The sequence below is a fragment of the Pseudomonas sp. GW101-3H06 genome (genome assembly GCF_059424605.1).
Map to the genome: position 1 here is coordinate 1,349,281 of NZ_JBWKZO010000001.1, position 16,354 is coordinate 1,365,634.

Below are 16,354 nucleotides of genomic sequence, written 5' to 3' on the forward strand. Positions count from 1 at the left end.
TGATCGTGAACCAGCACCATCCCCTGTGGGCGCGGGCTTGCTCGCGAAGGCGCACTGACATTTCAACATCAATGTTGACTGCAAGGGCTTCTTCGCGAGCAGGCTCGCTCCCACAAGGGGGGGTGGCATCCAACAAGTATGAGGTGCTTAGTGCTGCAGAATCTTGTTGAGGAAGTGCTGCGTACGCTCGGCACGGGCGTTGATGTCGCCGAAGAACTCCTCTTTCTTGCAGTCTTCGATGATTTTGCCCTGGTCCATGAAGATTACGCGGTCGGCCACTTTACGGGCGAAGCCCATTTCGTGGGTCACGCACATCATGGTCATGCCTTCGTGGGCCAGTTGCACCATCACGTCCAGCACTTCGTTGACCATTTCCGGGTCCAGTGCCGAAGTCGGTTCGTCGAACAGCATGACAATCGGGTCCATCGCCAGCGCACGGGCAATCGCCACACGCTGCTGCTGGCCACCGGACAGTTGGCCCGGGTGCTTGTGGGCGTGAGCCGAGAGGCCGACACGCTCCAGCAGTTGCAGGCCTTTCTTGGTGGCTTCTTCTTTGCTGCGGCCCAGCACCTTGATCTGCGCGATGGTCAGGTTTTCGGTGATGGTCAGGTGCGGGAACAGTTCGAAATGCTGGAACACCATACCCACGCGCGAGCGCAGCTTCGGCAGGTTGGTCTTCGGGTCGGCAATGGACGTGCCGTCGACCACGATGTCGCCTTTCTGGAACGGTTCCAGGGCGTTGACGCACTTGATCAGGGTCGACTTGCCGGAGCCGGACGGCCCGCACACCACGATCACTTCGCCTTTCTTGACCTCGGTGCTGCAATCAGTCAGCACCTGGAAGTCCCCATACCACTTGTTGATGTTTTTGATAGAGATCATACGGCGAACCTTTTTTGCAGACGCTTGACCAGCTGCGAGGCGGCAAAGCTGATGATGAAGTACACGAGACCTGCGAAGATCAGGAACTCATTGGAGCGGCCAATGATGTCGCCACTGGCGCGCGAAGCATTGAGGAAATCCACCAGGCCGACGGCGTAGACCAGCGAGGTGTCCTGAAACAGGATGATGCTCTGTTGCAGCAGCAGCGGAGTCATCTTGCGGAACGCTTGCGGCAGAATAATCAGGCGCATCATCTGGCCATAGTTCATGCCCAGCGCCTGTGCGGCACCCATCTGCCCCTTGGGAATCGACTGCACGCCAGCGCGGACGATTTCGCAGAAGTACGCCGCTTCGAACATCATGAAGGCCACGATGCAGGAGGCAAATGCGCCGATAGGGGTGTCTTCGCCGGTGATCCAGCGCAGCACGAACGGCACCGCCAGGTAGAACCAGGTGATGACCAGCAGCAGCGGAATCGAACGGAAATAGTTAACGTAGGCGCCGGCTATGTTCGACAGCAGTTTGTTGTGGGACAGGCGCATCAAGGCCAGGAGGGTGCCGAGAATGATCCCGCCGACCACGCCCAGGGCCATCAGCTTGAGGGTCATGATCATGCCGTTCCACAAGCCCGGCAGGGACGGGATGATGCCCGAGAAATCGAATTCCATCATTTACCCCCTACGGAAATCAGGCCCGGTACGGCGACTTTCTTCTCGACCATGCGCATCAGCAGCATCAGGCTCATGTTCAGGGTGAAGTAGATCAGCGTGGCCAGGGTGAACGCTTCGAACAGGTTGGCCGAGAATTCTGCGGTCTGTTTGGTCTGCGCGAGCAGCTCCATCAGGCCGATCAGCGAAGCCACGGACGAGTTCTTGAAGACGTTGAGAAATTCCGAGGTAAGCGGCGGAATGATGATCCGGTACGCCTGGGGCAGCAGCACGTTCCAGTAGATCTGCGGCAGCTTGAAGCCCATGGCACGGGCAGCGGATTCCTGGCCTTTTGGCAGTGCCTGGATGCCGGTGCGCACCTGCTCACAAACGCGGGCTGCGGTGAACAGGCCCAGGCACACGACGACGCTGAGGAAAGCCGAGGTGGTCGGGTTCAGGTCCTGCTTGTACCACTCTTGCAAATCCGGCGGCAGCAGGTCGGGCACCAGGAAGTACCAGATGAACAGCTGAACCAGCAGCGGTACGTTACGGAAGAGTTCGACGTAGCAGGTGGCGATGCCCGATACGATGCGGTTCGGCACGGTGCGCATGACACCCAGGATCGAACCCAGTATCAGGGCGATGATCCAGGCCGCGATGGCGATGCCGATGGTCCAGCCCAGCCCGGAGATGAACCAGTCGAGATAGGTCTCGCTGCCCACGCCGGTGGACTTGAAGAACACGCCCCAGTCCCAGTTGTAATTCATTAGGGTCTCCCCTTGAGATCAATCGATGCAAGTACCCGCTTGGGGGAAACTCCGTTCCCGCCTGCTCTTGAAGGGCAGGCACACGCGATCGGCTCGACAGCCACCGGTCCGAGTGTTTCCAAAAATGCCAGCAGGAAGTGACACCTCCTGAAAGGGCTGCGGCCCTCTCAGGAGATAAGGTTAGTCAGAAATCAGGATTTCTTGTCGTCAGCCGCTTTATCGGTCGGATTGGCGATCAGGGCCTTGAGCTCGTCGCTCATCGGGAAGTTCAGGTTCAGGTTTTTCGGCGGGATCGGTTGCATGAACCATTTTTCGTAGATCTTGTTGATCTCGCCCGACGCGTAGGTCGCCTTGATGGCGTCGTCTACAGCTTTCTTGAACGGCTCGTCGCCCTTGCGCACCATGCAGCCGTAGATTTCGTAGGACTGTGGAGTACCGGTCACGGCCCAGTCACTCGCCTTCTTGGCTTTGGCGGCTTCACCGGCCAACAGGGCGTCGTCCATCATGAACGCAACGGCACGGCCGGTTTCCAGCATCTGGAAGGACTCGCCGTGGTCTTTGGCGGAGATGACGTTCATGCCCATCTGCTTGTCGGCGTTCATCGCCTTGAGGATGCGCTCGGACGTGGTGCCGGCGGTGGTCACGACGTTCTTGCCGGCCAGGTCCGGGAAGTCCTTGTACTTGGAGTCTGCCTTGGACAACAGGCGGGTACCGATTTCGAAGATGCCGACGGAGAAGTCAACTTGCTGCTGACGCTCGACGTTGTTGGTGGTGGAGCCGCATTCCAGGTCCACGGTGCCGTTTTGCACCAGCGGGATACGGGTTTGCGAGGTGACGAGGTTGTACTTGACCTGCAGGTTCGGCATGTCCAGGTCCTTTTTCAGGGCCTCGACGACTTTCAGCTGGATGTCGTGGGAGTAGCCGACCGGCTTGCCGGAAGCGTCCGCGATGTAGGAGAAAGGAATGGAAGCGTCACGATGCCCGAGGGTGATAACACCGGACTCTTTGATTTTCTTCAGGGTGCCGGTGAGTTCGGCGGCGAAAACTGGCGTGCTGATCAGAGCGGCAGCAATGGCTGCGCCCAGGATATGGGGAACGATGCGCATCAAATTTTCCTCGACATTGTTTTTTTTATGGAGCCAGTTCATCGGCCCTTTTGTGCTGCGAATGCCTGATGGCTCCTGAAGTGTTGGCACAACAGGCATTCATCGAAGAAGTGTAGAGCATGACCCGTGCCAGGCCAGACTGAATGAATCAACCAATTGATTTATAAAGAAATTAATTATTTATGGCGGGTTTTTTAACGCGGAATGATCCGGTTAACCGAACCGACCGACAGGTCGCGTTCGGAAAACCGAATGCTGAATGGGCGCAACCCCGGATCAAGGGTATTTGCGCTTGTCCGGAGCCGGCGGGAAATACTGGTACAACCAGGTTTCACTGAGCGTGCGGTCGTTGGTGCGGATGAACAGGCGCAGTTCGACAGGTTCTACGCTGTCATTGGTCGGGTACCAGTCGAACAGGATGCGATAGCCCTTGATGTCATCAAGTACCAACACGCTGAAATCCTTGACCTCTCCGTTTGAGCAGGTGACCACCGGTTCAATGCCGGCACCCTCGGGCAAGCGGTCCAGGCCGCCGCCTGAGAAGTCCACGGCAAACCGGCGAGCCCAGACTGGCGGATAATGTTCGCCCGGCGCCCAGCCTTCGGTGAAGCCGCCCATCCCGGAGCGGGTCGCGTGGACTCGCGCCAGCGGCGTGCCGACCGGCGGCAGTGCGCTCCAGTACAGCTTGTAGCCGTAGTTCAGCGAATCGCCGGCCGCCACCGGTTTCTTTGGCGTCCAGAAGGCGACGATGTTGTCCATGGTTTCGCCGGTGGTAGGAATTTCCAGCAGATCGACCGAGCCCTCACCCCACGCCGTCGTAGGTTCGACCCACAGGCTTGGGCGCCGGCTGTACCAGTCGACGGTATCCTGATAACTGGCGAACTCGTGGTCGGTCTGCACCAGGCCGAAACCTTTCGGATCCTTGTCGGCGAAGGCGTTGAATTGCAGTTTGGCCGGATTGTTCAGCGGGCGGCAGATCCACTCGCCGTTGCCGCGCCACATCGCCAGGCGATCGGAGTCGTGGATCTGCGGGTGAATGGTGTCGCACATCCGGCGTTCGTGGGTGCCGCAGCTGAACATGCTGGTCATCGGCGCGATGCCCAGTTGATCGATGGCGGTGCGGGCGTTGACGTGGGCGTCGACTTCCATCACCACGCGCTCGGCCTGGCAATCGATGTCAAAACGGTAGGCACCGGTGGCACTTGGCGAGTCGAGCAGGGCGTAGACCACGAAGCGGGTGGCGTCCTTGGCCGGGGTTTCGAACCAGAACTTGGTGAAGTCGGGGAACTCTTCGCGCTTCCTGGCGTAGGTGTCGATCGCCAGACCGCGGGCCGACAAGCCGTACTGGCCGGTGGCATCCACTGCGCGGAAGTAGCTGGCGCCGAGGAAAGACACCACGTCGTGCTTGTCCAGCTCCGGGGCCTTGAACAGTTTGAAACCGGAAAACCCCAGGTCGCCGGTGAGCTGCTGGGTGTCGACCGTGGTGTTTTCATAGTTGAACAGCGACGGACGGAAATGCACCTCGCGGGCCATGCGGGTCTTGGGATCGACGCTGTACATGCGCACCGGCTGCTTGAAGCCCATGCCGACGTGGAAAAACTGCACATCCAGCTGACCCTTGTTTTCTTTCCACAGCGAATGGGCGCCGTCGTAGCGGATCGCGTTGAAGTTCTGCGGGGTCATGGTCGCCAGGGTCGGTGGCAACACTTGCTTGGTGTCCTGGTAGCGATTGCCGGCGAGCTGCTTGGCCTGAATCTTCAAGGCTTCGAAGTCGAACGACCGGGCCTCGCCATCGGCGGCCCCGGTGGCGGCCCAGGCGCGGGCGGCGAGCAGGCCGGTGGCGGACAAACCGGTGTAAGCCGCAATGGCCATGGAGGCTTTGAGCAAATTCCTGCGGTGCATAAATTCAACCTGTCGTGAACAATCCCGCGCCGTTCCTGGCACGTGCTGGATCAGAAATAACGGTTCGGACATGCCTTCGGCCAAACGCATAGGGCTTTAAACAGATGCCCGATAGCTTAAACCGTTCGATGGCAGATCAAAATTGATTGATGGCACGGCGCTAGCGCATGAGTGAAACAAGACATGTCGGGAAACAATTCCGACAGCGCATTCTGATTTACAGGGCATTTCTGCTTTTTTCGATTAATTACTCTAAAAACCGCTTTTCAGCGCCCGGAATATTTCTATTCTGTGCTCATGACCGGTTTATGCCCTTCGGGCCGGTGCGGTTCAGTTGGCACAAGGGACTGCTGAAAAAAAGAATAGGGCGATGCGGTTTCTGAAGTTTTCTTTGACGTAGAGAAGGACATCGTCCATGTCGAAAGTACAAGGCATCACCGAAATATTGGGAATCTTTCCGTGCCTATCCACTGGCCGGCGAAGACGTCGACTGAACTCCGAGGAAATGAAACTGGTGGAACGTTATCGCGAATTGTCGGAGAGCGACCGGATTGCGATGCGGTATCTGGTGGATGCGATGAGGAGTATTTCAAGGTTTTGAAGAAAAGGTGCATTCAGTCGTGGCAATCCTGTTGCGGCTGGATGTTCTCCGTTTACCAATCCTGTGAACGTTCCGAACGTTGATGCAGCACCCTCAATACCTGTATTTGGCCATGAACAAACCGATAGGGCGCAATGAATGGATAACCACCCAGTTCTAGCTCTCGCATGTCGGACATTACTGATGGTCTGCCAGAGCCCGGAAACTGCTCCGGCAGCTGGAAGGATTGCAATATCGTTGAAATGATTTCGATGGCGGCACCTGCGCTGACGACACCCGATATTGCTCAACTCTAGCGGGGGGATACACCGGCAGGGGGGGAGGGAACTGTCTCGGAGTATTTATTTGCTTGTACGGCCAGATTGCCCCGGCACCTATGTGGCACCGGGGCAACTCAGGTCACCGGCTCATCTTCCACGCATCCCCTGCAGGCGCAGTCCCGTGGTCATACGGCTTGGCGATCCACATGTAGAGCAGCCCCAGGCCAATGACAATTGCGGTGCTCAGGACCATGGCGTAGTTGATGTACCACGCGGCGTCCGGGGTCCGGGGCCAGGCCATGTTGATGATTGCGCCGACACCGTAGACCAGCGCGCCGATGTTCACCGGCCAGCCCCAGGCGCCCAGGGTGAATTGGCCGCTGGGTTTCCAGCCTTTGAGGCGGGCATACAACGCCGCGAGTACGATCATCTGGAACGCCAGGTAGATGCCGATGGCAGCGAAGCTGACGATGGTGGCGACCGCGTCCTGCAGGAAGAAACCGAGGATGATGATCAACGCCGGCAGCACGCCGGACACGAACAGCGCGGCCACGGGAACCTGGGTGTGAGGCGAGATCTTTTTCAGCAGTCGGCTGCCGATGACCATTTCGTCCCGCGCGTAGGAATACAGCAGACGACTTGCCGCCGCTTGCAGGCTGATGACGCAAGAGATGAAGGAAATCATCACCACAGCCATCACCATCTTCGAACCGATCGGACCGAAGGCATTGTTGAGGATGGTACCGACCGGGTCTTTGTCGGTGCCGTCGATCACGGCTTGCATGTCCGGCACGGCGAGGATCAGCGCCAGGCAGGCGAACATCGCCGCCACCCCACCGATGTAGATGGTCATGCGCATGGCCACCGGGATTTTCTTGCTCGGGTTCGGGGTTTCTTCAGCCACGTCACCGCAGGCTTCGAAGCCGTAGTACAGGAACATCCCGGCCAGCGAGGCGGTGAGGAAGGCGGGCAGGTACGAGCCGTTGATGCTGATGTCGAAGGTATTGAACAGCACGCTGATCGACTGATGGCGCTCGAAAACCAGCAGGTAAACGCCAACAATCACGGCGCCGACCAGTTCGCAAAGGAAACCGAACATGGCAATGCGTGCCAGCACCTTGGTGCCGCTAAGGTTGATCAGGGTAGCGAACAGGGTCAGCACCAGGGCGATGACGATGTTGGTGTTGTTGCTCGGTTCAAAACCCAGCATCGCCGCGAGGTAAGGACCGGCGCCGACGGCAACGGCGGCGATGGTCACGCACAGGGCGATGGAGTAGATCCAGCCGACCATCCACGCCCAGCGCTTGCCCACCAGGCGACGGGCCCATGGGTACACACCACCGGAAATCGGGAACTGCGAGACCACTTCACCGAAGATCAGGCACACCAGCAACTGACCGCAACCGACCAGCAGATAGGCCCAGAACATCGGTGGTCCGCCAGCGGCAAGGCACAGGCCGAAGAGGGTATAAACCCCTACGACCGGTGAGAGATAGGTAAAGCCCAGGGCGAAGTTTTCCCACAGGCTCATGCTGCGATTGAAGTTGGAGGTGTACCCCAGTTTGCGTAGTTGCTCGGCATCGCTGTCGGCAACGACGGCAGAGAGATCGGATGATGAACTCATGTGTTTGCTCCGGAAAATCGGCAGATTTCGGATGGCCGATGCCGTGGCGGGGCCTTGGGAGCGCCGCCCGGATCGGTGGTTATTGTTTTAGCTTTTTTGGGGTGGAGCCCTGGTGGTGCGTAATGCCGGTTTCTGCCTTGAAACCGAGGTGACTCATTCGCTGGCCAGCCAGCTCCCACAGGTTCAGTGGCGACCCTTGTGGGAGCTGGCTTGCCAGCGATGCTTTTTTTAGTGCTTGAACATCACATGCCGCACAACGGTGTAGTCCTCCAAGCCGTACATCGACATGTCCTTCCCGTAGCCGGACAGTTTCTGACCACCATGGGGCATTTCGCTGACCAGCATGAAGTGGGTGTTGACCCAGGTGCAGCCGTACTGCAGCCGCGATGACAGGCGATGGGCGCGGCCGACGTCGGCGGTCCACACCGAGGACGCCAGGCCGTAGTCGGAGTCGTTGGCCCAACCCAGTACCTGGGCTTCATCGGTGAATTTAGTCACCGACACCACTGGCCCGAACACTTCGCGGCGGACGATTTCGTCATCCTGCTGAGCGTCGGCCAGCACCGTCGGCTCGAAGAAGAAGCCGTTGCCATCCACCGTTTTTCCGCCCGTGATCAGGCGGATGTGCGGCTGGGCTATGGCACGCTCGACGAAACCGGCCACGCGGTCGCGGTGTTGCGCAGTGATCAGCGGGCCCAGTTCGGTGGCCGGGTCATCCTGCAAGCCGTACTTGATGCTGCTGACCGCGGCACCAAGCTTCTCGACAAACTTCTCGTAGATGCCTTCCTGCGCATAGATACGGCAGGCGGCGGTGCAGTCCTGGCCGGCGTTATAGAAGCCGAAGGTACGGATGCCTTCCACGGCGGCGTCGATGTCGGCGTCGTCGAAGATGATCACCGGAGCCTTGCCACCCAGTTCCATGTGCATGCGTTTGACGCTGTCGGCGGTGCTGGAAATGATGTTCGAACCGGTGGCGATCGAACCAGTCAGCGACACCATGCGCACTTTCGGGTGAGTGACCAGTGGGCTGCCGACGGTAGGACCACGGCCGAACACCAGGTTGAGCACGCCGGCCGGGAAAATCTCCGACGCCAGTTCGGCCAGACGCAACGCCGTCAACGGGGTCTGTTCCGACGGCTTGAGCACCACGGTATTACCGGCGGCGAGGGCTGGAGCGATTTTCCAGGCGACCATCATCAGCGGGTAGTTCCATGGTGCGATGGAGGCGATCACGCCCACCGGGTCGCGACGGATCATCGAGGTGTGGCCGGGCAGGTATTCACCACCGGCCGAACCGCTCATGCAGCGGCTGGCGCCGGCGAAGAAGCGGAAGACGTCGGCAATCGCCGGGATCTCGTCGTTCAGCGCGGCGCTGTAGGGCTTGCCACAGTTATCCGACTCCAGTTTGGCCAACTCTTCGCCGTGGGCTTCGATGGCGTCGGCGAGTTTGAGCAACAGCAGCGAACGCTCCTTAGGCGGAGTCTGCGACCAGCTGTCGAATGCGGCATCGGCGGCGCGCACGGCGGCGTCGACCTGAGCTTCGCTGGCTTCATTGATTTCCACCAGCACGCGGCCCAGCGCCGGGTTGAACACCGGTTGGGCGGGGCCTTCGCCGGTGAGCAGTTGGCCGTTGATCAAAAGTTGGGTTTGCATGGTTTTGTCCTCTTCTAGTACTTCTTGTTTTGAAACCAGCCCCCTGTGGGAGCGAGCAGGCCCGCTCCCACAGGGGATAGTGGTTGTCTGTTTCTGATTTATTTGCCGCCGCTACCTGCCACGCTCTCACCGCCACGGGTCAGGTAATAGGCGCCGAGAATCGGCAGCATGGTCACGATCATCACCAGCATCGCGACGACATTGGTCACCGGCACGTCCCGAGGACGGCTCAGTTGGTTGAGCAGCCACAACGGCAGGGTGCGCTCGTGGCCGGCGGTGAAAGTGGTGACGATGATTTCGTCGAACGACAGCGCGAACGCGAGCATGCCACCGGCCAGCAACGCCGAGCCGAGGTTGGGCAGGATGATGTAGCGGAAGGTCTGCCAACCGTCGGCGCCAAGGTCCATCGAGGCCTCGATCAGGCTGTGGGAGGTGCGACGCAAGCGGGCGATGACGTTGTTGTAGACGATCACCACGCAAAAGGTCGCGTGGCCGACGATGATGGTGAACATCCCGGGCTCGATGCCCAGCGTCTTGAAGGTTGCCAGCAGCGCGATCCCGGTGATGATCCCCGGCAGGGCGATCGGCAGGATCAGCATCAGCGAGATACCTTGCTTGCCGAAGAAGTCCCGACGGTACAAAGCCGCTGAAGCCAGGGTACCGAGGACCAGGGCAATCAAGGTCGCGACGGCGGCAATCTGCAACGACAACTTGATTGCTTCCAACACGTCCGGTCGCGAGAACGCCACGCCAATCCACTTCAGGGTGAAGCCCTTGGGTGGAAAGCTGAACGCCGCGTCTTCGGTGTTGAACGCGTACAGGAAGATGATCAGGATCGGGAAGTGCAGGAACACCAGCCCGCCCCAGGCTGCGATTTTCAGGCCGAGTGAAGCTTTCTCAGAGTGCATCGAAGGCCCCCAGTCGTTTGACGATGGACAGGTAGATGGCGATCAGCACGATCGGTACCAGGGTGAAGGCGGCGGCCATTGGCATATTCCCGATCGCGCCTTGCTGGGCATACACCATGCTGCCCACGAAGTAGCCCGGTGGCCCCACCAGTTGCGGCACAATGAAATCGCCGAGGGTCAGCGAAAAGGTGAAGATGGAACCTGCGGCAATCCCGGGAATCGACAGCGGCAGAATCACCTGCATGAAGGTCTGGCGCGGCTTGGCGCCAAGGTCGGCCGAGGCTTGCAGCAGCGACGGTGGCAGGCGTTCCAGCGAGGCCTGGATCGGCAGGATCATGAACGGCAGCCAGATATAGACGAACACCATGAAGCGCCCCAGGTGCGAGGTCGACAAGGTGCTGCCGCCAACACCCGGAATGCCCAGCACGAACTGCAACAACGGTTCCAGCCCCAGGTTCTGGACGAACCACTGGGCCACGCCACCCTTGGCCAGCAGCAGGGTCCAGGCATAGGCCTTGACGATGTAACTGGCCCACATCGGCATCATCACCGCGATGTAGAAAAACGCCTTGGTCTTGCCGGTGGTGTAGCGCGCCATGTAATAGGCGATCGGGAACGCGACAATGGCGCTGGCAATGGACACGACGATGGCCATGCTCAGGGTGCGCAGGATGATGTCGAAGTTCGAGGGCTGGAACAGTGCGGCGAAGTTCGCCAGGGTCAGGTCGGGAGTGACCGCCATGGTGAAGTCGTCGAAGGTATAGAAGCCCTGCCACAGCAGCGTCAGTAACGAACCCAGGTAAATGGCGCCGAACCATAACAGCGGCGGCACCAGCAGCATCGACAGGTACAGGTTCGGCCGGCGATAAAGCAGGTTGGAAAACCTGCGCAGCGGCGAGCCGCCGGACGGGGTTTGCGAGATGGCCAGCGTGCTCATATCACACCCCGCCCGCAACAGTGTCGAACAGCGGGACCATGGCTTCACGGGCCCAGCGCGCGCTGATGCGCTGTCCGGTCTGATGTTGGGCGCTGACATCCAGCCACTGATTGTTGGCCTGGCTGATGTTCAGGGTCTGGCCGTTTTCCAGCTTCAGTTCGTAACGGGTGGCACTGCCCTGGTACTGGATGTCGTGCAGCAGACCGCTGACTTCGATTTCATGACTGGCCAATGGGCCTTCGGCAAAACGCACGTGTTCGGGGCGAATCGAAAACGGTTGTGGGTTGCCGCTCAACTGCTTGGCCAGGTCGCCGCGAATCACGTTGGAGGTGCCGACAAACTCAGCGACAAAGGTAGTCGCCGGTTTCATGTACAGGTTGCGCGGCGAATCGACCTGTTCGATTCGGCCCTTGTTGAACACGGCGACACGGTCGGACATCGACAGCGCTTCGGTCTGGTCGTGGGTGACGAAAATGAAGGTGATGCCGAGCTGGCGTTGCAGTTTCTTCAATTCGCCTTGCATCTGCTCTCGCAGCTTGAGGTCCAGCGCACCGAGGGGTTCGTCGAGCAGCAGCACGCGAGGCCGATTGACCAGCGCACGGGCCAGGGCCACACGCTGACGCTGACCGCCAGAGAGTTGCACCGGCTTGCGCTCGCCGTAGCCACCGAGGGCGACCATGTCGAGGGCTTCCTCGGCGCGTTTCAAGCGTTCGGCTTTGCCGACGCCTTTGACTTTCAAACCGTAGGCGACGTTGTCGCGAACGTTCATGTGCGGGAACAACGCGTAATCCTGGAATACGGTGTTCACGTCACGCTGATACGGCGGCAGCCCGGCGGCTTCCTCGCCATGAATCCGGATCGAGCCCGCGCTCGGTTGTTCGAAACCGGCGATCAGGCGCAGACAAGTGGTTTTGCCCGAGCCGGAAGGCCCCAGCATGGAGAAAAACTCGCCGTCCTGAATGTCGATGGAAACCCGGTCAACGGCTTTCACTTCGCCGAACTGCCGGGAAACGTTGGTGAACTGGACTGCAAGCGTCATGGTGCGGTGCTCCAAAAAGGCGAGGGCCGTCGCAGCCGCCCTGCCTGGACTTCTGAAAAAACGACATCTTTTAACTGTTGGCCGCGCGCGGTAGCGGCACGACGCTGATCCAATGTGGGAGCGAGCCTGCTCGCGAAGGCGGTGTATCAGTCAGCCGTCAATTTGACTGTGATGCCCTCTTCGCGAGCAGGCTCGCTCCCACAAGGGGCGATCGAATTAGCGACCGCCCATGATCGCGATGTAGTCCTGGGTCCAGCGGCTGTAGGGCACGAATTTGCCGCCTTCAGCTTGTGGGGTTTTCCAGAAGGCGATCTTGTCGAAGTTGTCGAAACCGTTGGTCTTGCAGCCCTCGGCGCCCAGCAACTCGCTTTCCTTGCACGCCGCCGGTACTGCAGGCAACGAACCGAACCATGCCGCTACATCGCCCTGGACCTTCGGTTGCAGCGACCAGTCCATCCATTTATAGGCGCAGTTGGGGTGCTTGGCATCGGTGTGCAGCATGGTGGTGTCGGCCCACCCGGTTGCGCCTTCCTTCGGGATGGTCGAGGCGATCGGCTGCTTCTCGTTCACCAGGCCATTGACCTGATACGGCCAGGCGCCGGACGCGACCACGCCTTCATTTTTGAAGTCACTCATTTGCACGGTAGTGTCATGCCAGTAGCGGTGGATCAGTGGCTGCTGGGCACGCAACAGATCGAGCACGGCCTTGTACTGAGCTTCGGTCAGTTCGTAAGGGTTCTGGATGCCCAGTTCCGGCTTGGCGGATTTAAGGTACAGCGCCGCGTCGGCGATGTAGATCGGGCCGTCATAAGCCTGCACGCGGCCCTTGTTCGGTTTGCCATCCGGCAGGTTTTCGGCATTGAACAACACGCCCCAGCTGTCCGGCGCGGTCTTGAACACGTTGGTGTTGTACATCAACACGTTCGGACCCCACTGATACGGGGTGCCATAAGTCTGCTTGTTGACCACGTACCACGGCGCATCCTTGAGGCGTGGGTCGAGGTTTTTCCAGTTCGGGATCAACGCGGTGTTGATCGGCTGCACACGCTTGCCAACGATCAGGCGCAGGGACGCGTCGCCGGACGCTGTCACCAGGTCGTATCCCCCCTTGGCCATCAGGCTGACCATCTCATCGGAAGTGGCAGCCGTTTTCACATTCACCTTGCAGCCGGTTTCCTTCTCGAAACCGGTCACCCAGTCGTAGGCCTTGTCGCTTTCGCCACGTTCGATGTAACCGGGCCATGCCACGATATCCAGTTGACCTTCGCCGGCGCCGACAGCCTTGAGCGGCTCGGCGGCCTGGAGGGTGGCGCTCGCCAGCAGCGCGGTGGTGATTGCACTGAGCAGTGCGGTCTTGTGCACGAACATGGAATTTCCCTCTTCTTTAATTATGGTCGGGGCAGTTGTGAACGTGGTGAAGCATGCCGTTGGCGGCTTGTTATTAGCGTAGTCAGAGATGCTGTCCGTGGCGCGCCATGATGTGCCGCACCACGCTGTAATCCTGGAGTGAGTCGCTGGACAGGTCTTTGCCGTAGCCCGAACGCTTGAGGCCGCCGTGGGGCATTTCACTGACCAGCATGAAATGGCTGTTGATCCAGGTGCAGCCGTATTGCAAGCGCGCGGCAACTTGCATCGCCTTGTCGAGGTTCTGGGTCCAGACCGAGGACGCCAGGCCGTATTCCGAATCGTTGGCCCAGTCCACCGCTTGTTCCAGTTCATCGAAACGGGTCACGGTCACCACCGGCCCGAACACTTCGCGCTGGACGATTTCGTCGCTCTGCTTGCAGCCGGCCAGCAAGGTCGGCTGGTAATAAAACCCGGCGCCGGAATGCACCGCTGCGCCGGTTACCCGTTCGATGTGCGGCTGGCCGAGGGCGCGTTCGACGAAGCTGGCCACACGGTCACGTTGGCGGGTGCTGATCAGCGGGCCGATTTCGTTGTCGGCATCGCGCTTGCCGGCGAAACGCAGGCTGCTGACCGCCGCGCCGAGTTCGGCCACCAGGCGGTCGTGAATCCCGGCCTGTGCATAAATCCGGCACGCCGCCGTGCAGTCCTGGCCAGCGTTGTAGTAGCCATAGGTGCGCACGCCTTCGACCACGGCCTGGATGTCGGCATCGTTGCAGACGATCACCGGGGCTTTGCCGCCCAGTTCAAGGTGCGTGCGCTTGAGGGTTTTGGCCGCGGCCTGAAGGATTTTCTGGCCGGTGACGATATCGCCGGTCAGCGACACCATGCGCACTTTGGGATGGCTGACCAAATGGCTGCCAACCCCTTCACCGCCTCCACAGATAATGTTGATCACGCCGCGTGGCAGGATCTCGGCCAGCGCCGGGGCGAGGGCCAGGATCGACAGTGGTGTGTGCTCCGATGGCTTGAACACTAAAGTGTTGCCGGCGGCCAGGGCCGGGGCGATTTTCCACGCGGCCATCATGATCGGGTAGTTCCATGGCGCAATCGACGCCACCACGCCAATCGGATCGCGGCGCACCATGCTGGTGTACCCCGGCAGGTATTCACCGCTGAGCTGGCCGGTCTGGCAACGCACGGCACCGGCGAAGAAACGGAATACGTCGACCGTGGCGCTCAGGTCATCCTGACGGGCCAGGTGCAACGGCTTGCCGCAGTTCAGGGCTTCGAGGCGGGCGAGCAGGTCGGCGTTTTTTTCGATGGCATCGGCGATGCCCAGCAGGAGGTTCGATCGCTGTTGCGGTGTGGTGCGCGACCAACGGGTGAAGGCGCGGTGGGCGGCGCTGATGGCGGCTTCGACTTGTTCGCTACTGGCTTCGGCAATCTGCGTCAGGATTTCGCCGGTGGCCGGGTTTAGGATCGGCTCGACAAAGCCTTGACCGGCGACTAATTCACCATCGATCAACAAGGCGGTAAACAGCGGAGTCTGCGCGCCAGCCATTTTTCGGGTTCTCTTTTCTTGTGTGACCATGCTGCTCCCTGTGACTGGGTGGCCGGCCGTCTTATAGATGGATCAAGACTAGTGCGCGGTCCTGCTGTCGACAAATACTAAATACTGAAGGTGGCGTTCGATTAAATAGATGGCTTGCGTCCGCCGTGGGGCTGCTCACGGGCGACCGTCAGGAAGGGGTCCACCAGCGCTGGGCGCGCGGTGCCGCGACGCCAGGCCAAGCCGACATCAAGGGTCTGGCTCAGATCGGCAATGGGCCGCGCTTCAATGATGTCGCCCTCCAGTGACCAGGGACGGTAGGTCATGTCCGGCTGGATCGACACCCCCAGCCCGGCGGCCACCAGGCTGCGCACGGCCTCGGTAGATGCAGTGCGCAAGGTGATGCGCGGTTGCAGCAAGGCGGCCGTCCACATGCGCTGGGCGTTGCGGTCCATCTCATCGACGTTCAGCTGGATCAACGGCTCGCGAGCCACGTCGGCGAGGTTGATGCTGTCGTGTTCCAGTAATGGATGCTGGGCCGGCAGCCACAGTCGGTGGGGTGAATGGGTCAATACCTCGGTCTGCAGGGCGTGGCGGTCTTCGAGGTTGGAAAGAATCAGTACGCCGACATCGATCTCGCCGCTGACCAGCAAATGCTCGATGTAAGGGCGTTCGTCCTCCATCACGCGGATTTCGACGTTGGGGTAGGCGCGCTGGAAACGGGTGAGCAAGTCCGCCAGGTAATAACCGGCCACCAGGCTGGTCACCCCGACGATCAACTGCCCGGCGACCTGGTCAGTACTCTGTTGCAGGCTGCGTTTGGCGTTGTCGACCGTGGCGAGAATCAGGTGTGCCTGGCGCAGGAACTGATGACCCTGGTGGGTCAGGGTCATGCCCTTGGCATGGCGGTTGAACAGGCAAACGCCGATTTCCTGCTCCAATTGCTGGATCGCCAGGGTCAGGGTGGACTGGGAAATAAACGCGGTTTGCGCAGCGGCGGAGATTGAGCCGGTCTCGGCCACGGCAATGAAATGACGGATCTGACGCAAGGTCATCATGGAGAGCGTAACCGGTGGGCGGTTTTTATCGATTTATTCGAGTGTATATCTAAATTTCTGAAAGCCGCTGCAAG

At 60.0% G+C, this 16,354-nt stretch carries 15 protein-coding genes; 1 reads left to right on the forward strand and 14 read right to left on the reverse strand.

Going from position 1 to position 16,354, the window contains the following annotated elements:
• Nucleotides 1–147: 147 nt before the first annotated feature.
• The 5 genes from AC07ZE_RS06075 to AC07ZE_RS06095 all read right to left on the reverse strand — a co-directional run bounded on the left by AC07ZE_RS06075 (nt 148) and on the right by AC07ZE_RS06095 (nt 5,304).
• Nucleotides 148–882, reverse strand: coding sequence for an amino acid ABC transporter ATP-binding protein (locus AC07ZE_RS06075; RefSeq protein WP_207262366.1), 735 nt, complete (start codon nt 880–882; stop codon nt 148–150).
• Complete coding sequence (locus tag AC07ZE_RS06080; RefSeq protein WP_095197145.1) at nt 879–1,550, reverse strand: amino acid ABC transporter permease; 672 nt, start codon at nt 1,548–1,550, stop codon at nt 879–881. The genes AC07ZE_RS06075 and AC07ZE_RS06080 overlap by 4 nt, the downstream gene beginning before the upstream one ends.
• Nucleotides 1,550–2,296 carry an amino acid ABC transporter permease gene (locus tag AC07ZE_RS06085; RefSeq protein ID WP_137804737.1) on the reverse strand — a complete coding sequence of 249 codons (747 nt, stop codon included), beginning with the start codon at nt 2,294–2,296 and terminating at the stop codon, nt 1,550–1,552. The genes AC07ZE_RS06080 and AC07ZE_RS06085 overlap by 1 nt, the downstream gene beginning before the upstream one ends.
• A gap of 191 nt (nt 2,297–2,487) precedes the next feature.
• The gene (locus AC07ZE_RS06090) at nt 2,488–3,402 is read right to left on the reverse strand and encodes a glutamate/aspartate ABC transporter substrate-binding protein (RefSeq protein ID WP_095197163.1); all 915 of its coding nucleotides are present in this window, start codon (nt 3,400–3,402) and stop codon (nt 2,488–2,490) included.
• A 276-nt stretch (nt 3,403–3,678) separates the two neighbouring features.
• Nucleotides 3,679–5,304, reverse strand: coding sequence for a glucan biosynthesis protein D (locus AC07ZE_RS06095; RefSeq protein WP_207262368.1), 1,626 nt, complete (start codon nt 5,302–5,304; stop codon nt 3,679–3,681).
• Between the two features lie 415 nt (nt 5,305–5,719).
• Here AC07ZE_RS06095 and AC07ZE_RS06100 point away from each other — a divergent pair, with 415 nt between their 5' ends.
• Nucleotides 5,720–5,905 carry a hypothetical protein gene (locus AC07ZE_RS06100; RefSeq protein ID WP_207262369.1) on the forward strand — a complete coding sequence of 62 codons (186 nt, stop codon included), beginning with the start codon at nt 5,720–5,722 and terminating at the stop codon, nt 5,903–5,905.
• A gap of 52 nt (nt 5,906–5,957) precedes the next feature.
• Here AC07ZE_RS06100 and AC07ZE_RS06105 read toward each other — a convergent pair whose 3' ends face one another.
• The 9 genes from AC07ZE_RS06105 to AC07ZE_RS06145 form a co-directional block, all read right to left on the reverse strand.
• Nucleotides 5,958–6,188: a type II toxin-antitoxin system RelE/ParE family toxin gene (locus AC07ZE_RS06105; RefSeq protein WP_207267768.1), complete on the reverse strand. Its 231-nt coding sequence runs from the start codon at nt 6,186–6,188 to the stop codon at nt 5,958–5,960.
• 116 nt (nt 6,189–6,304) lie between these two features.
• Nucleotides 6,305–7,789, reverse strand: coding sequence for an APC family permease (locus AC07ZE_RS06110; RefSeq protein WP_207262371.1), 1,485 nt, complete (start codon nt 7,787–7,789; stop codon nt 6,305–6,307).
• A 228-nt stretch (nt 7,790–8,017) separates the two neighbouring features.
• Nucleotides 8,018–9,442, reverse strand: coding sequence for a gamma-aminobutyraldehyde dehydrogenase (locus AC07ZE_RS06115; protein WP_207262373.1), 1,425 nt, complete (start codon nt 9,440–9,442; stop codon nt 8,018–8,020).
• A 98-nt stretch (nt 9,443–9,540) separates the two neighbouring features.
• The gene (locus AC07ZE_RS06120) at nt 9,541–10,350 is read right to left on the reverse strand and encodes an ABC transporter permease (RefSeq protein WP_095197141.1); all 810 of its coding nucleotides are present in this window, start codon (nt 10,348–10,350) and stop codon (nt 9,541–9,543) included.
• Nucleotides 10,340–11,287: an ABC transporter permease gene (locus tag AC07ZE_RS06125; protein WP_095197140.1), complete on the reverse strand. Its 948-nt coding sequence runs from the start codon at nt 11,285–11,287 to the stop codon at nt 10,340–10,342. The genes AC07ZE_RS06120 and AC07ZE_RS06125 overlap by 11 nt, the downstream gene beginning before the upstream one ends.
• A 1-nt stretch (nt 11,288) precedes the next feature.
• Nucleotides 11,289–12,326: an ABC transporter ATP-binding protein gene (locus tag AC07ZE_RS06130; protein ID WP_207262375.1), complete on the reverse strand. Its 1,038-nt coding sequence runs from the start codon at nt 12,324–12,326 to the stop codon at nt 11,289–11,291.
• Nucleotides 12,327–12,542: 216 nt separating this feature from the next.
• Nucleotides 12,543–13,694 carry a putative ABC transporter substrate-binding protein YdcS gene (gene ydcS / locus AC07ZE_RS06135; RefSeq protein ID WP_207262377.1) on the reverse strand — a complete coding sequence of 384 codons (1,152 nt, stop codon included), beginning with the start codon at nt 13,692–13,694 and terminating at the stop codon, nt 12,543–12,545.
• A gap of 82 nt (nt 13,695–13,776) precedes the next feature.
• Nucleotides 13,777–15,264, reverse strand: a complete 1,488-nt coding sequence (locus tag AC07ZE_RS06140) for a gamma-aminobutyraldehyde dehydrogenase (protein ID WP_207262379.1) — start codon at nt 15,262–15,264, stop codon at nt 13,777–13,779.
• A gap of 101 nt (nt 15,265–15,365) precedes the next feature.
• The gene (locus tag AC07ZE_RS06145) at nt 15,366–16,280 is read right to left on the reverse strand and encodes a LysR family transcriptional regulator (RefSeq protein ID WP_207262381.1); all 915 of its coding nucleotides are present in this window, start codon (nt 16,278–16,280) and stop codon (nt 15,366–15,368) included.
• Between the last annotated feature and the right edge of the window lie 74 nt (nt 16,281–16,354).

What these genes read in the sequence shown, in the direction of transcription:
- AC07ZE_RS06075 (WP_207262366.1), bottom strand. Translation starts at nt 882, where the DNA reads ATGATCTCTATCAAAAACATCAACAAGTGGTATGGGGACTTCCAGGTG.
- AC07ZE_RS06080 (WP_095197145.1), bottom strand. Translation starts at nt 1,550, where the DNA reads ATGGAATTCGATTTCTCGGGCATCATCCCGTCCCTGCCGGGCTTGTGG.
- AC07ZE_RS06085 (WP_137804737.1), bottom strand. Translation starts at nt 2,296, where the DNA reads ATGAATTACAACTGGGACTGGGGCGTGTTCTTCAAGTCCACCGGCGTG.
- AC07ZE_RS06090 (WP_095197163.1), bottom strand. Translation starts at nt 3,402, where the DNA reads ATGCGCATCGTTCCCCATATCCTGGGCGCAGCCATTGCTGCCGCTCTG.
- AC07ZE_RS06095 (WP_207262368.1), bottom strand. Translation starts at nt 5,304, where the DNA reads ATGCACCGCAGGAATTTGCTCAAAGCCTCCATGGCCATTGCGGCTTAC.
- AC07ZE_RS06100 (WP_207262369.1), top strand. Translation starts at nt 5,720, where the DNA reads ATGTCGAAAGTACAAGGCATCACCGAAATATTGGGAATCTTTCCGTGC.
- AC07ZE_RS06110 (WP_207262371.1), bottom strand. Translation starts at nt 7,789, where the DNA reads ATGAGTTCATCATCCGATCTCTCTGCCGTCGTTGCCGACAGCGATGCC.
- AC07ZE_RS06115 (WP_207262373.1), bottom strand. Translation starts at nt 9,442, where the DNA reads ATGCAAACCCAACTTTTGATCAACGGCCAACTGCTCACCGGCGAAGGC.
- AC07ZE_RS06120 (WP_095197141.1), bottom strand. Translation starts at nt 10,350, where the DNA reads ATGCACTCTGAGAAAGCTTCACTCGGCCTGAAAATCGCAGCCTGGGGC.
- AC07ZE_RS06125 (WP_095197140.1), bottom strand. Translation starts at nt 11,287, where the DNA reads ATGAGCACGCTGGCCATCTCGCAAACCCCGTCCGGCGGCTCGCCGCTG.
- AC07ZE_RS06130 (WP_207262375.1), bottom strand. Translation starts at nt 12,326, where the DNA reads ATGACGCTTGCAGTCCAGTTCACCAACGTTTCCCGGCAGTTCGGCGAA.
- ydcS (WP_207262377.1), bottom strand. Translation starts at nt 13,694, where the DNA reads ATGTTCGTGCACAAGACCGCACTGCTCAGTGCAATCACCACCGCGCTG.
- AC07ZE_RS06140 (WP_207262379.1), bottom strand. Translation starts at nt 15,264, where the DNA reads ATGGTCACACAAGAAAAGAGAACCCGAAAAATGGCTGGCGCGCAGACT.
- AC07ZE_RS06145 (WP_207262381.1), bottom strand. Translation starts at nt 16,280, where the DNA reads ATGATGACCTTGCGTCAGATCCGTCATTTCATTGCCGTGGCCGAGACC.